This is a genomic window from Larkinella insperata (assembly GCF_026248825.1).
In the GTDB taxonomy this organism is placed as follows: domain Bacteria; phylum Bacteroidota; class Bacteroidia; order Cytophagales; family Spirosomataceae; genus Larkinella; species Larkinella insperata.
Genome location: NZ_CP110973.1, coordinates 292,192 through 307,525 on the forward strand (window position 1 = coordinate 292,192; position 15,334 = coordinate 307,525).

General features: G+C 51.8%; 6 protein-coding genes. 1 reads left to right on the top strand and 5 read right to left on the bottom strand.

What is annotated here, in order from left to right:
• Position 1: 1 nt before the first annotated feature.
• From OQ371_RS01055 to OQ371_RS01065, 3 genes are all read right to left on the bottom strand, one after another.
• Entirely contained in the window at positions 2 to 3,352 is a 3,351-nt protein-coding gene (locus OQ371_RS01055; RefSeq protein ID WP_265991780.1) for a VCBS repeat-containing protein, read from the bottom strand.
• An 85-nt stretch (positions 3,353 to 3,437) separates the two neighbouring features.
• Positions 3,438 to 5,039 carry a SusD/RagB family nutrient-binding outer membrane lipoprotein gene (locus tag OQ371_RS01060; RefSeq protein ID WP_265991781.1) on the bottom strand — a complete coding sequence of 534 codons (1,602 nt, stop codon included), beginning with the start codon at positions 5,037 to 5,039 and terminating at the stop codon, positions 3,438 to 3,440.
• Positions 5,040 to 5,046: 7 nt separating this feature from the next.
• The gene (locus OQ371_RS01065) at positions 5,047 to 8,148 is read right to left on the bottom strand and encodes a SusC/RagA family TonB-linked outer membrane protein (protein WP_265991782.1); all 3,102 of its coding nucleotides are present in this window, start codon (positions 8,146 to 8,148) and stop codon (positions 5,047 to 5,049) included.
• 551 nt (positions 8,149 to 8,699) lie between these two features.
• Between OQ371_RS01065 and OQ371_RS01070 the strand changes: the two genes are divergently transcribed.
• A complete protein-coding gene (locus OQ371_RS01070) occupies positions 8,700 to 10,268 on the top strand; it encodes an FG-GAP repeat domain-containing protein (protein ID WP_265991783.1) in 1,569 nt (522 codons plus the stop codon).
• 84 nt (positions 10,269 to 10,352) lie between these two features.
• On the opposite strand, the gene OQ371_RS01075 is transcribed toward OQ371_RS01070, so the two are convergent.
• Together OQ371_RS01075 and OQ371_RS01080 are read right to left on the bottom strand one after the other, a co-directional pair.
• Entirely contained in the window at positions 10,353 to 11,951 is a 1,599-nt protein-coding gene (locus tag OQ371_RS01075) for a SusD/RagB family nutrient-binding outer membrane lipoprotein (RefSeq protein ID WP_265991784.1), read from the bottom strand.
• Positions 11,952 to 11,971: 20 nt separating this feature from the next.
• On the bottom strand, positions 11,972 to 15,295 hold the full coding sequence (locus OQ371_RS01080) for a SusC/RagA family TonB-linked outer membrane protein (protein ID WP_265991785.1): 3,324 nt from the start codon (positions 15,293 to 15,295) through the stop codon (positions 11,972 to 11,974).
• Positions 15,296 to 15,334: the final 39 nt, after the last annotated feature.

Sequence of the window (15,334 nt, forward strand, 5' to 3'; positions counted from 1 at the left end):
TTTATTTAATTCTATATACCTGAATGGGTTCGTTGAAGGCGCCAATAACAAGATACCGGGCCTGCTGAACCTGTAGCTGGACGACGGACTGAACGTCGCCGATGACCGACAACCCGGCTTCCGGCTGGGATACATAGCTGAAATGGCCTTTACCGTCTCCCTTCATCAGACAGCCGTAATTTGCATCTATGCTTCCAATTTTGAGCCGGTTGTTGGACTTGTTACCCAGCAGGAGCAGATCCATAAATCCGTCGCGATCAAAATCATCAACCAGCGATTTGGTAACGGGGGAAAATTGGGCCTGCAACGGCAGCACCTGTTTTTCAAACTGGCCGTTTTTAGCCAGGAAGCAAACCGTGTGGCACTCCGTTACCGGTAGTTTTTTGGCTTTGCTCAGGTCTTCGGCTGTGAATATTTCGTTGATGGTAGCGGTTGAATAGTCTTTGTAATACCCGAATTTTCGGCGCATCGGGAAAATCTGGTCGTTTAACTCATCCCGGCTCACAAACGGATAGGAAGTGCCCTGAACGTAAAAACTGAAGAAGGGGTCCAGAGAACCGTTGTTGTCGAAGTCGGCATAAACTAATTCGGCGGGTTCTTTTCTGGAGAATTTAATCTGGGAATTTTCGCCGAGGTTACCCGCCACAATATCCTTTTTACCGTCCCCGTTCACGTCCGCAAGGGTCAATGAAAACCAGAAGCCGTTTTCCTCGTTCGGGAAGTACTGGCTGGTTTTATCGACAAAACCGTCTTTGGTGTTGGCATAAACTTTTAGCGGCATGAATTCGCCACAGAGCACCAGGTCTTTCCGACCATCTCCGTCCAGATCTTCCCACTGCGCATCGGTCACCATACCGCTGGCCGAAAATGGTATTTTCACCTTGCTGAATTGCCCTTTGCCGTCGTTTTCCAGCAAATAAGAAGTAGGGGGTTCCGGATAACGCCCCGGAATGACACGCCCGGCAACAAACAGGTCCAGATCCCCATCATTGTCAAAATCGGCCACCCGCACGCAGGATTTACTACTCGCATGCAGGACGGGTAAGGCGGTGGTAACGCGCTTCAAATTGCCTTTGCCGTCGTTGATGTGTAGTTCATCCTGCAGCGATGGCGTGTTGGGTTCAAACAGGGAATACCCGCCCTTGGCTACGTACAAATCATCAAACCCGTCGCCGTTGGCATCAAAGAATACAGCCGCCGAAACCGCCGAAATTTCTTCGTTTCCGATGGTTGTCTCTTCGTTCTTTTTGAACGTTCCATCTTTTTGCTGAATCCAGATTTTGCCGTTCGTGTTTTTGTCCCCGCCAATAAAGAGGTCATCCAAACCGTCTTTGTTAACATCGCCTTTGGCCAAAACCGGTCCGACCTGTGAGTACATAAACAGCATCAGGGGTTGCCGTTTGAAATCGTTTTCGTTGTAGCCCTCGTGCACAACCGACAGGAGCTTTTCGGTTTTCTGGAAAATACCGGAGTGGCTTTTCTGTGCTACCTGCGCCCTGGCTTTAGATGCCGCATCCTTCTGGTCAACCACCAGCAGTTGATTGGCGGCTACCTGCGTCAGTTTCTGCTCGGTCTGGTCCGGCCAGACTACTTTGATGGAATCAATGGTCGTTACCTGATCGAGGCCAAAATGAAGCCGGGCGGACTGGGAAGAAAGGTACCCCCGAACGGGCTGGGCCTCCTGGTACTGAAGATTGCCCTTGGCATACACCGTCACTTTAGCCCCAACGGCCTGGGTATTTTTGCCTTTGGCCACCAGTTTAAGCTGAATGTACGAGGTCTTGTGTTGTTCGCGGCTGAGGTTTTGGTAAATAAAAGCCGGTTCGTTGATGTTGTTGATGATCAATTCCAGATCGCCATCGTTGTCCAGATCGGCGTAGACGGCGCCGTTTGAAATGGTTGGCGTCTGAAACCCCCATTCCATTTGTTTATTGGTAAAAGTCAGATCACGATTATTCTTGAAAACGTAATTGGGCAACTTGGTCGACGGCATCGCCCGGATCAGATCCATTAACTGCACCGACTCCCGGTTGATCGCCTGTTTTACTTTATAATCACCCCAGTATTTCAGAAAGTCTTTGTTTGTGTAATCCCGTAAATAGCCGTTCGTGATAAACAAATCCTTGTAGCCGTCGTTGTCAAAATCGGCCAGCAGCGGGGCCCAGCTCCAGTCGGTGTTCGATACGCCCGCGACCTGCGCAATCTCGCTGAATGTTCCATCGCCGTTGTTCAGCTGCAGCATGTTGCGCATGTACTGCTTGTAAAGCTGCTGCCGCACCATCAGCTCAAAAGATTCGTAATTCTCCTGAAGCTGCAATAACTTCTGCCGACGGTTGTCTTCCGGCAGCATGTCCAGCGACATGATATCCGGCAAACCGTCGTTGTTGTAATCGGCAATGTCGATGCCCATTGAAAACTGGGCCAAATGCCGGAAACACATCTGGGTTTCGTCCTTGAAGGTGCCGTCTTTCTGGTTGATGTACAGGTAGTCGGACTCGTTATAATCGTTGGTTACGTAGATATCCTGCCAGCCGTCCTGGTTGACGTCGGCGATGGCGATGCCCAGACCAAACGTTAGCGGATACTGGTGAATACCGGCTTTTTTCGAAACATCGACGAAGCGGTTGTTTTTGTTTTCGTAGAGTTTATTACCGGCCAGCTCGTCCGTTTCGTTCCGCAGTTTAGCCAGTTCCATGTTGTCGTACTTCTTGACGTTGTGATTCAGGAGCATCATATCCAGATCTCCGTCATTGTCGTAGTCAAAAAAAGCCGACTGGGTGCTGTACCCCGGATCGTCCAGCCCGTACTGTTTGGCCTGCTCCAGAAATTGCACCGTTCCGTCCTTCGAAACGCCCTGGTTAATAAACAACTGATTCCGGCGGACCTCATCGGTCACTTTGCCCGAATAACACACGTAAATATCCAGCCGCCCGTCGCCGTTCACGTCGGCCATGTTTACCCCGGTTTTCCAGCCACCGGAACGACCGGCCAGGCCAGCCCCGGCGCTTTTAGTTATGTCTTTAAACTTCAATCCACCCAGATTCAGATAGAGCTTGTTAGGCTTCATGTTGGCGGTAAAAAACAGATCGTCGAGCCCGTCGCCGTTCAAATCCCCGACGGCAATTCCCCCACCGTTGTAAAAGTATTCGTAAGCCAGAACGTTCAGGTTTTCGTTTTCGTCGATGTCGTTGCGGAAGCTGACGTTTGTCTGACCAGGCGGAAGCAGTTGAAACAACGGTTGGGCAACAGCGCCAGTAAAGGTACAACCACCCAGGATGATCGTTCGGAGGCTGTAACTACCGATTTGAGCCAGCCGTGAAACCAACTGGTTTATAAACGCGAGGAAAGACATACCGATGCAAAAAAGTAGTCAATAAAAATACGCAAAAAGCCGAAGGTCCCGTTACGAGACCTTCGGCTTTTGCACAATCTGACGGTTATTTATCCCACCAAACACGGGATACCCAGTTATCACCAGAACCAAGTCGGCCGGCGGCTGACTGGTAATTAGCCGTATTCAGCGTTGCTTCCGTCGTTGGGTACGGTTGACGGCGCGGAATTTGACCGCCGGAGAAGTTACCGGTATAGTTTACCGGCGTAAGCGCCGGATAGCCAGAACGTTTCCAGTTGTTCCAGGCTTCGCTGTTGTTCATCAGCAAACCGTTGGTGGCCCAGTACTGCTCGTTAATCTGCTTCAGGGCGTTAGCTGCTACCAGCGGATGAGCATCGGCGTACGTGTTGGCCGTTGCCGCGTCAATGGCGGCCGCCGTACCCCATCTTCCCAATGCTACCATACCACCAACAACGCCGTTTTTATAGTGCTGAGCCGCCGTACCCGTAACGTTGAACCCGCGCGTAGCCGCTTCAGCCAGCAACAGTTCGGTTTCGGCGTAGGTAAGGACAAAAATGGGAGCGTTCCGGTTGCGGTAAACCATGGTTGGGCGCGAGTATTTACCGATGGCCGTTACCTCCGCTCCCGAGCCCGTAGGACCCGGATAACCAGCCGATCGGCTGATGTCGGTGGCTCCGCCGTTCAAGTCGTAGCCGTTCGGTAAACCAATCTGCACACTCGGATCAGTACTTCCACCGGTGGCCATATCCTGATTAGCCGTCAGACCGGCGGGCGGCACTTCGGCTACTTTGCTCAACCGGGGGTCGTTGTTGGCCTTCAGGTAATCGATCATCGTTTTGCTCCAGCGAACCTGATACACGTCAGCCAGCGTCGACAAGGCCGCAGCGTTTGCGTTTCCGTAGCTATTTGCGTTATCGGCCATGATGTAGGCATCGTCATCGACGCTGCTGAACACACCGCCCGCAGCCGCTTTTTCGGCGTACGTCTTCGCCGTTGCCGCGTCAACCTTTACCAAACGCATCGCCAGCTTCAGCATGAGCGAGTTGCCAAACTTCTTCCACTTCGCCACGTCGCCTTTGTAAGTAAACGCATCATTGGTGGGCAGGGCAGCCGCCGGGTTCAGGGCCGCCGTAGCGGTTTCCAGCCGGCTCAGCAGCGACTTATAGATACTCTCCTGCGTATCATAAACCGGCAGGCTGGTACCCGCTTTGCCCTGTAACGCCTGGGTATAAGGAATATCGCCGTAGGTATCGCTGATGGTGGCAAAACACATTGCCTGCATGATAACCGCAATGCTGTTCAGGTTGACCCGGGCGGCATTGTCTTTCGTCAGCTGCTCCATCTCGTAAGCGAAGCTAGCCGCCTTGTAGCCCTCGTTCCAGGTGCTTGCCAGGTACGAGTTGGTGTTGCTCGAGATCACATACTTATCACCGTTGGAGTAGTAGTTAGCTGCGCCAGACGTTGTAGAAGCCAACACTTGTGCCCACATGCTCTGAAACAGAATGGGGCCATTGTAGCCAGCAGTAGCATTAACGTAACTCCACTGGGCGCTGGGCAACAACAGGTTTGGATCAAACGTAGTGCCCGAGGCTTTGGTGGGGTCGGTATTGAGTTCGTCGAAATTATCTGTACACGAGAATTGCAATGCTCCGATGAGGAAGACTATTGCGATGAGTCTCTTCTTCATTGTTCTTTTATTTAAAGCGAATGTTCAGGTTAACACCGTAGTTACGTGTGGCTGGCAAATTGGCCCCTTCAATACCGGAGTAGGTCAGGTTAGAGCCAAATGAAGCCTCCGGATCGATGTTGGTGGTCTTCCTCATGAAGTAAAACAAGTTCCGGGCAACGAGCGAAACGTTTACCGTACGAATCAACGGCAACTTTTCCAGCAAACGAGCCGGCAGATTGTACCCGAAGGTTACCTGACGCATTTTAATGAAATCACCATCGACGACGCTGATCTTGGTCACGTTGTTGGCCAGTGCCGTGTAATAATCCTGCGCCGTAGCCGATTTGGTGTTGGCAGCTCCGCCTTCCACAACGCCTACTGTGACGCCACCTTCACGACCTACCAGGGTTGCCTGGTGTAGTCCCCGACGGTAGGCATAGTTTTCCGTTGCGGAAAGAATTTTGTTGCCGTAGTTGTAGTCGACCAGGAACGAGAGGTTGAAATTGCTGAACGAGAATTCGTTGTTCAGACCACCGTATAAAGTAGGCAGTACGGTTCCCATGTTAATCAGGTCGCCCCGGATCGGTAGTCCCGACGCATCAACCATAATTTGGCCATTCGGTGCATACTTATAATCGTAGGCCCGAATCTGCGGCCCGGCCTGACCAACCACAAACGCGGTAATGGCGTTACCCAGGGTTGCCCGGTTTGAACCCAGCGTGATCGGGTTATTATTCGCGTCGGTTTGTAGAACTTTGTTGCGAACCGATGTCAGGTTTAACGAGACATTCCAGTTCAGATTCGTTTTCCGAACCGGCGTACCCGTTATCTGCAATTCAACCCCCTTGTTCTGGACTGAACCGGTTCCTACCACACCACTGGCGTAACCCGTTGCCCAGCTGTAGTTGGCGGGCATGATTTCATTCTGGGTTTTCTGGGTGTAATACGCCACGTCGAAGCCCAGGCGGCTGCCGAAAAAGCGCAGTTCCAGCCCCAGCTCAACTTCCGATTTGGTGAACGGTTTCAGGAACAGGTTGGGCAGTCGGTCGCTGAAGTTACCCGTCGCTACGCCATTGAGTGCGTTACCAACGCTGTAGTAGACACTGGTTCCGTAAGCCGTAGTAGGCTCACCGCTGGTTCTGGCGTAAGCGGCCCGAATTTTACCAAAGCTCAGGTTCGGTACGCGTACCACATCCGAGAATACAAACGCACCCGTTACCGACGGCGTAAAGATACTCCGGTTGGCGCTGGGCAGCGTTGAGTACGTATCATAACGGCCCGTTGTGCTCAGCGTCAGGAACGATTTGTACGCTAAATCAACACTGTAATAAGCCGATTGAACTTCCGTGTTGGCAACCTCGTAGTTACGGTTGTAGTTCACAACGTTGTTCCAGCTGTACAGATAAGGCAGTACAAAAGGACCGCCATTCAGGCCGATTTTTTCGTAATTGTTTTTCCGAATGTTACCACCCAGCAACGCATTGAGCGAGAGGTCAGTCGTAATATTCCGGTTGACGCCAATCAAGGCATCCATGTTGAGTTCGGTGCGCTGCGCATTGGAAAGTTCCTGCAGACTTCCCCGCGTGTTTTGCGTGTAGGCCGTTCCCCAGGGTTCGGCTCTGAGGATGCGGTCGTTCGCGTTATCGTATCCTACGCGGGCTTGTGCATAAATCCAGTCGGCAAACTGATACTTGGTTGACACCATAGAGATCAGTCGTTTGCGGCTCACGTTGTGGACGAATTGATTAACCACAAAGTAAGGGTTCGTTACGTACTCGTCGTCGCTGAAAACAATCTCCCGACCGGTTGTCGTGTTGTAACCGGGTGCCAGAATCCGCTGATCAATGTTGGTTGCCAGCATCAGACCGTTATTGGCGTTCATGGGTCCATCGCTCAAAATGGGCTTGTTTTTCACCTGTTCGTCGATGTAGTTACCCAGAATGCTGAAGCTCAGCTTGGAAGTGATGTTCTGGTCGGCCGTCAGGTTGATGGTTTTCCGCGTCAGTCCCGTGTTTTCGATGATGCCCGTGTTGGCCAGATTCGACAAGGACAGCCGGAAAGAGCCGTTATCTCCTCCACGCGTTACCGAAACGGTATTCGTGAAGTTCGACCCCATTTTATAGAAATTTTTGATGTTGTTCCGCTGCGCAGAGTAGGGATACTGGTTGCCATCGAACTGAATGACATTGGTTCCGTCCAGCTTCGCCCCCCAGCTCAGCCGGCCGGTCTGCTGCGCGATTGCCTGCGTAGCGGGTTTAACCCCACCGAGGCCCTGGCCGTATTCGTACTGAAAATCCGTAAGATTAATCGGCTGATCAGTCGTCAGGTTCATGTTATAATCAACCGCGAAATCGCCTTTTTTCCCTTTCTTGGTGGTAACGAGAATAACGCCATTCGATGCCCGGGCTCCCCACAGAGCCGATGCCGACTGACCTTTCAATACCGTCATGGTTTCGATGTCATCCGGGTTCAGGTTACCGAGTCCATCGCCCCCATCAGCACCACCCCACTCCCCGGCGCTTCCCCGCTGGGTATTGTCCATCGGTACGCCGTTGATAACAACCAGTGGCGATCCACCCGAGTTCATGCTGGGCATACCGCGCATCAGAATCTTAGCCGTACCGCCCGGGCCGCTGCTCGTCCCTTTTACGTTCAGACCGGCCACCCGGCCCGCCAGTGAGTTACCGATGTTTGTTTCACGGGCCCGCGTCAGCGCGCTTCCGTCAACGGTTGTGACGGCGTAGCCCAGCGTCCGGGCTTCTTTCGATACACCCAGCGCCGTTACAACTACTTCGTTTAGGCTCATGTCACCCGGATTCAGTTTCACGTTTATAACGGATTGACTGCCCACCACTACTTCCTGGGAAGTATATCCGATGTAGGAGAATACCAGAACGGCCTGGTCATCGGGCACGGAAATCCGGAAGCGTCCGCTGCCGTCGGTGTTTGTTCCGCGAGTGGATCCCTTGATGGTAACCGTCGCGCCCGCCAGTTCGTTGCCTTTCTCGTCGGTAACGGTTCCGGTGATATCCTTATCGACAGCAAAACTGGGGGAAGCCGCACAGATTATCCAAGCTCCCAGGAAAAGCAATAACCTAGGTATGGTTTTGAGTAGCTTTTGTTTCATAAACTTCATTATTAGGACTGTTTTAGGTTTTAAATTAAGATGAATTTGGTACTAAGCGGGCGCCAACTAACCTTCTTCGAAGAACCGTGAGAGAATGGTTCCCTTAAAATTGACCACAGCTTTAATAATTTACTGCACTTCACAAAAAATAGAAAAGAAGATTCTCCTCTAGCCAAAAGAAACGCAAATATATTCTTTTATTAAAAAATTTAATATCTATGTTATTAATTTTAAATTAATGTTAAATTAAAACACTTCGAAGGCGACGTTGTGGCGATCCTTGCAGTTATCCTTATAGTAACCAACGAGCTAGTTACATAGCAAAAATTGTACTACGTAAAGACCGTTCCATTGAAGGTCTCGCTTTTTTTCGAAAAATTGGTGCGACTTTTTATTCTCCATTTTGCTAGGGCGAACACAGAGCAACTTCGAAAACTGGCAACCAAATCCGGCAAGTAGCCCAAAAAGTCAGTATATTTGAGTAGCCCCGAGTAGCCAATCCTGCTTGGAAATCCTCGGCTTTTTCATTGTATATAGTAATCAACCTTCTAATGCCATTGCTGAAAACCGGCCTGGTCATCGGCCTCTTCTTTTGGATAGCTTCCTTTTGCTTCGTTGAACCAACCCCTCCGATCCGTACAAAGGAAATTAGAAAAGACTCAGCCGATTCTGGCCGACAACTGGCCCTGCGGTACTGCGGCAACTGTCACCTTTTTCCGGAACCGGAACTGCTGGACAAAAAGACCTGGGTAACGGGGGTGCTTCCGAACATGGCCCTGCGGCTGGGACTTCGATTGCCCGGGCAGGATACCCTGCAACCGCTCCCACCGGCGGAAGAAAAGGCCATCAGCGAACTCCGCGTTTATCCCGAAACTCCCGTTCTTTCCAGGAACGAGTGGCAGAAAATCGTAGCCTATTATGAAAATAAGGCCCCCGCTGAACCGCTGGCCCAAAAACCGTATCAACCCATCACAAACGGGCTTGCCCAGTTCAAAGCGAAAGAAATAGCGATTGGCGGTAAGCAGGTCCCGCAAACGACGCTGCTGAAGTTTGACCAGAGAACCGCTCAGCTTTACGTGGGCGACGCACAAAACGCCCTCTACGTGCTCGATGGCCGGTTGGCCCCGGGTGATGACCTGATGAAGGATACCTGGTGGATCGATACGCCCCCCACGGATATTGACTTTCCTGACAATGCGGCTCCCCGATTGCTCACCATCGGCATTTTCAACCCGTCGGATCAGAAACTGGGTCGGTTGATGACGCTGGAAAGGGCCGCGAAACCCGGTTCGTCGGTAATTAACATTCGGGATCTGCCCCGTCCGGTTCAGTTTGCTTCCGGCGACCTGAATGGCGATGGAAAAGACGATGCCGTTGTTTGCGGGTTCGGCAATAATGCGGGAAAACTATTCTGGCTGGACGGTTTTGATCCCGCCAAAGAACACGTTTTAAAAGCACTTCCGGGCGCCCGGAAAGTCCAGATTGCCGACTTCAACGGTGACAAAAAGCCCGATATTATGGTGCTGATGGCCCAGGCGCGGGAGGAAGTCACTATTTTTTACAACCAGGGCAACGGGCGCTTCAGGGAGAAAACCGTGCTCCGTTTTTCGCCGGTTTTCGGCTCCAGCTATTTTGAACTGGCTGATTTCAACAAGGACGGTTTCCAGGACATTCTGCTCACCAATGGCGACAACTGGGATTACTCGTCTACCAACAAGAATTACCACGGCGTTCGCATTTACCTGAACGACCGTAAAGATAACTTTAAAGAAACGTGGTTTTATCCGCTGTACGGGGCCAGCAAGGCCGTAGCCCGGGATTTTGACAACGACGGTGATCTGGACATTGCCGCCACCTCTTTCTATTCCACGCTGGCCCAGCCGGAGCAGGGTTTTGTCTATTTGTCAAATGAAGGCAAATTCACTTTTAAACCGTTTACAACGCCGGAAGCCGCTTCCGGAAAATGGCTGACACTGGAAGCCGCCGACTTCGACCGGGATGGTGATGTGGACATTGCCCTGGGCTCGTACTTTCACACCGTTGGCGAAATGACCCAATTGCTTTTTAAAGGAATCACCTCGTTTCCTCAACTGCTCGTGCTGGAGAATCAGAAAAAGTAGAAGCCGCCCCATCATAAAAACAGGCAGCCCGGTGGGCTGCCTGTTTTTATACTAAAATGGGTGATTTCTTATCCAGAAACCGGCTTATTTGACATCCCAGAAAAGCTTGGTTTTCAGGTTGTCTGCCGCTCTTACTGCTGCGTAATTGGCGGCATTGTAAGTAATCTCGTTACCGGGAATCGTCCAGCGGACGGGCGGCAGCGTCTGGGCATTTGCATTATCTGTTTGGAAATTCAGCACTGGATAATCCAACCGGCGAATATCGGCCCAGTTTTCGTACGGCTGAACGACGTTGTAATGCAACCATTTCTGCGTTGCAATCAGCTTCAGTTTGTCGGTGCTGGTAGCCGCTTTGCTCCAGTTTACGCCATCACCCGCAATGTAGGCTGCTACAGAAGCCGGGGTAGCCTGTGCAGGCAGGGCTGATCCCGTAATACCGATCGCATTGGTAATCGATAGAATCTTGTTGTAGAAATCCACCGATTGCGTAATGGCGGTTTCGTAAGCAGTTTTAGCGGCAGCATCGTTGCCCGCCCGCAAATAGTACTCCGCCTTGATCAGATTCATTTGCGGAGCATTGATCAGGACACCCGGGAAGAACTGGTTGTGGCTAAGCGTATACCGATTGTAAATAGCCACCTGACCCGCATTGAACTGAGCCGTTTGCACCGCTTCGGTTGCCGTGGGGTCAATACCGATGAATTTACCACCTGCGTTGACTCCGGGTTCAAACAGAATCGGCAGACGTGGGTCTTTGTTGGCGTTCATGTGATCAATCATCGATTTGCTCGCCGTGTTGCCGTACCAGCCGTCCGACGCCAACCCGTCCCGGAAGCCTTTCGAGTTCAGGTCCGTGTTAATGTCGTATACATTGATCTGAATGTTCTGGGCATTGGTTTCAACGATTGGGTAGGTTGCCGCGTTGCCCAGAATTTCCGCCATTTCAGTGTTCACGCGGGATTTGAAACTCTCCACGTCCGAAACCCGGTTCAGCAGCCGCAGCCGCAGCGAGTTAGCGTACCGTTTCCAGGCCGTAACGTCGCCTTTGTTCAGGAAATCCTGCGTCTGGAATGCTTTCTGATAACCGGCATTTACGGTGATGGTGTTCAGTTCGGTGGCAATCCGCTTCAGGTCATCCAGCATGAAGGTGTAGATTTCCTCGGCGGTATCGAACTTCGCCGTAGATGCATTGTAATCACCGCCGTTGGTACTCAGCATACCGGCCTGAGTGAACGGAATAGCACCGTGCACATCCACCAGGCGTTGGGTATGATCGTACACGTAAATCGGAGCGGCCAGCATGAAGATTTTCAGACCCGCCTGCTGCTCTGCCGATTTGGAAGCATACACTTTTTGCAGCTGCCGGTACTGAGCCATCATGTCGTAATAGCTGTACCAGACGTTCTCGATCCCCGCCGATCCCGGGACATACCGGCCTGACTGACTCAGCGTACCCGTGGCCTGCGTATAGGGATTCAGAGAAGTTCTTAGCGTAACGAAATAGTGGGTATAACCCGGGAGCACATATTCCCGGTTGGAGTACAAAACGCCGGTAAACTGCTTTTCAACGGTGGTTTCCGAAATCTTGGCCGGATCGGGATACGCTTCCGCAAATTCAGACTCCTTACACGAAACCGTCCCTAACAACAGCCCCGCTAAAACTAGAATGGTTATTTTTTTCATTTTCAGGATTGAAGCTATGATTAGAAACTAGCGCGCAGCATCACACCCATCGTGCGGAATGAAGGGTTATTTCCGGCGTTGTTAATGTTGTCAGTCCAGCGCGTACTGGAGTTGGTCTGCTCAGCATCCAGATCTTTGATGGTCCGGTAGAAGAAGAACAGGTTACGTCCGAATACCGACAACGTCAGGTTCTGCGTTCCAATCCGCCGGGTAATGTTAGCCGGAATCCGGTAGCCCAGCGAGATCTCCCGCATCTTGATGTACGTATTCTCCTTCACGAACAATTCATACCGGGCGTTGCCGTACTGCGGTCCACCCCAGTTGTACGTAGCGTTGTAGTACGTTGCCTGCGAAACGACGTTCGTGTTGGGCTCTCCGTTCGCCAGAACACCTTCCATCAGCATCCCGTCGTGGTAGACTACTTCTCCGCTCGGACCGGCAGCCGCCGTCGTCTGAACACCTTTGCCGTTGGCATCTTTGTAGTAGCTCAAACCGCCGTGTTCGGCATCCATCGCCGTCAGGCTCTCCTCGGTCAAACCGCGTGAGGTCATCCAGTTGATCCCCGTCGGCATGATGTATCCACCAAACCGGAAGTCGGCGACCAGATCCAGGTTGAAACCTTTATAGCTAAAGCTGTTGATCAAACCACCGGTCAGTTTGGGCATGGCGTTTCCGGCCTTAATCCAGTTAGCACCGTCCAGTTGATACAGGCCGTTCGGGCCGACGACATTCCGACCGCTGGCATCTTTCAGGATACCATGCACGTAAATATCACCCATCGGCTGACCTACTACCGACCGCAACTGAGCAGCATTCCCGTCGTAATCCGCATGCAGCAATTCGGTCGAGTTGTTCGCCAGCTTTTCTACTTTGTTGCTGTTTTTAGCCAGGTTCAGCGTAATGTCCCAGTTCAGGTCATTCGTGTTGTTTCCGGCAATCGGTGTTGCGTTCAGGGCTAATTCCAGACCCTGATTCCGCAGGGTACCGATGTTGGCCAGTACGGTTCTGGCACCGGAGCTGGCGGCAATCGTCAGGGGCAGAATCTGATCAACGATCTGGGCGTTGTAATACGACAGGTCAAATCCTATCCGGTTTTTCAGGAATCGTCCTTCCAAACCTAACTCCAACTCACGCTTCTGCTCGGGGCGGATTTTATCGTTTCCGAAGGCGTTGCTGATTGTTGTGTACAATACCGAGCTGCCACCCGTTTGCTGAATGTTCAGGTTACCCTGGGTGTAGGCGTTGTTGGCCGTATAAATAGTCGGATAGTTCCCCACGATCCCCCAGGAAGCCCGCAGTTTTGCGTAGCTAACGGCCCGTGGCAGCGTAAACAGATCACTCAGAACCAGGCCGGAGTTGACCGAAGGATAGACAAACGCATTGTTGCCCGTAATCAAGGTTGATGTGCGGTCCCGGCGGATGGTTCCTTCAACGAAGAAGAAGTTCTTATAATCGAAATTCAACGTTCCCAGGTAAGCATCCCGCGTGTACCGTTCGCGGACGTTGGTACCGTTCGGGGTGTTTACGGAAGCCGAGATATCGAAGAAATTCTCAGTGCTGAGGCCGCCGTTGGTCGAGCGGCTCATCAGCGTGTTCAGCATTTTATTGGCCGTATAACCCACCGTTGCCGAAAGCGTTACATCTTCATTCAGCTTTTTGTTGTACGAAAGCAGCACATCACCGTACACATTGCTGTACAGGTTGTTGTTCATGATGAAATCGCCGGAATACCCGAAAGCCAACGGAATGGAGCTGGCGCGTTTGTCTTCAATCCGCTCGGAAGTAAAGTCCGTACCGATCCGTCCGCGCAGTTTCAGATCATCCAGGATCTGCCAGCTCTGGGTTACGCTGGCGATCACGCGGTTGCTGTATTCATCATACGTATTTTTCCGCGTACTCCACACATAATCCGCAATATCCGACTTGAAGCCGTTCCGGATGATGTTTTCTTCCGGCGTCAGGCTCTGGTTGGTACCCGTCACGAATTTATACCCCAGGCTTGTCTGGTACTTGTTGAAATACCAATCGGCCGACTCAAAGCGGTTCATCATCCCCGTAAAGTTGTTGATCATGCGGTCAACTTTGAAGGGCCGGTTGTGGGTATGCTGGTTGATGAAGTTAACCACCAGATCCGTCTGCAGCTTTTTGTTTACGTTAAAGCTGCTGTTCAGGCTCATGATGTTTTTGCTGTTCTTGGCGTTGTAGCTGATCATTCCGTTGTCCTGACGGGTATACGAAAACCGCAGGTTGGAATTGTCCGTTGCTTTGGAAACGGCCAGGTTGATGTTGGACGTGCTGGCGTTTTCGAACAGATCGGCGTAGCTGTTGCCGGAAGGAGAATACGGCCGGATGACACCGTCAAAGGCCATCACCGGTTGTCCATCGAATTTCGGACCGAAGTTAACCGTCGCGTTCAGCAGGCCGCGGGTATCGCCTTTTCCGTCACCGTCGGTATCGTAATAGATAAAACCGTTGGCATCCTGACCACCATTCAGGTAGTTCAGCATGTAACCCGGACCCCGGACGTTCTGGTAGCGGGGCAGGTACGCAATTTTGTCAACGCTGTAGCTGGCGTTAAAATCAACGCCCAGACCTTTCCGGCCTTTGCCGCTTTTGGTCGTTACCAGCACGACCCCGTTAACGGCTTCTGAACCGTACAGAGCAGCTGCCGAAGCGCCTTTCAAGATAGAGATGTTCTCAATGTCGGCCGGGTTCAAATCCAGCAGACCGTTTCCACGAATACGGTTGTCGCCCCAGTAATCGTTGTTGCGCACTTCACCGTTGCGGATGGGGATACCGTCCATCACGATCAGCGGCTGCGTGTTTCCGGTGATGGAGCTCAAGCCCCGGATGTTGATGCTGACGGCACTGGTAGCGCCCCCCGGCGTGGCGTTGATCACGACGCCCGGTGCTTTTCCGTAAAGTGCCGTAGCAAAGTTGGGCGAAGCCGCTTTCACCAACGCGTCATTCTTAACCGTTACGGTTGCATACCCTAAGGCGCGTTGCTCCTTCGCTACCCCCAAAGCCGTAACAACAACTTCACCGAGTATATTTTCATCTTCTACCAACGCAACATCAACCACCGACCGGCTGGCGATGGCGATTTCCTGCGTTTTATAACCGATGAACGAAAAAACCAGTGTGCCATTCTTACTGGCAGAAACATTGTACTTGCCATCCACATCCGTGGTTGTACCAGATGTGGTGCCTTTAACCACAATGGAGACACCCGGCAGAGGCTGTCCATCCTTGCCTGCCGTAACTCGCCCCGAAATCGTTTGAGCGAAAACGGGAGTGCTTATCATCAAAAGCAAGATGACAAGCCTGAGTAAATCTTTAACCATACAAAATTACAGTGAAGTTGAATTACGTGAAATTTAACA

What these genes read in the sequence shown, in the direction of transcription:
- OQ371_RS01070 (WP_265991783.1), top strand. Translation starts at nt 8,700, where the DNA reads ATGCCATTGCTGAAAACCGGCCTGGTCATCGGCCTCTTCTTTTGGATA.
- OQ371_RS01060 (WP_265991781.1), bottom strand. Translation starts at nt 5,039, where the DNA reads ATGAAGAAGAGACTCATCGCAATAGTCTTCCTCATCGGAGCATTGCAA.
- OQ371_RS01055 (WP_265991780.1), bottom strand. Translation starts at nt 3,352, where the DNA reads ATGTCTTTCCTCGCGTTTATAAACCAGTTGGTTTCACGGCTGGCTCAA.
- OQ371_RS01065 (WP_265991782.1), bottom strand. Translation starts at nt 8,148, where the DNA reads ATGAAACAAAAGCTACTCAAAACCATACCTAGGTTATTGCTTTTCCTG.
- OQ371_RS01075 (WP_265991784.1), bottom strand. Translation starts at nt 11,951, where the DNA reads ATGAAAAAAATAACCATTCTAGTTTTAGCGGGGCTGTTGTTAGGGACG.
- OQ371_RS01080 (WP_265991785.1), bottom strand. Translation starts at nt 15,295, where the DNA reads ATGGTTAAAGATTTACTCAGGCTTGTCATCTTGCTTTTGATGATAAGC.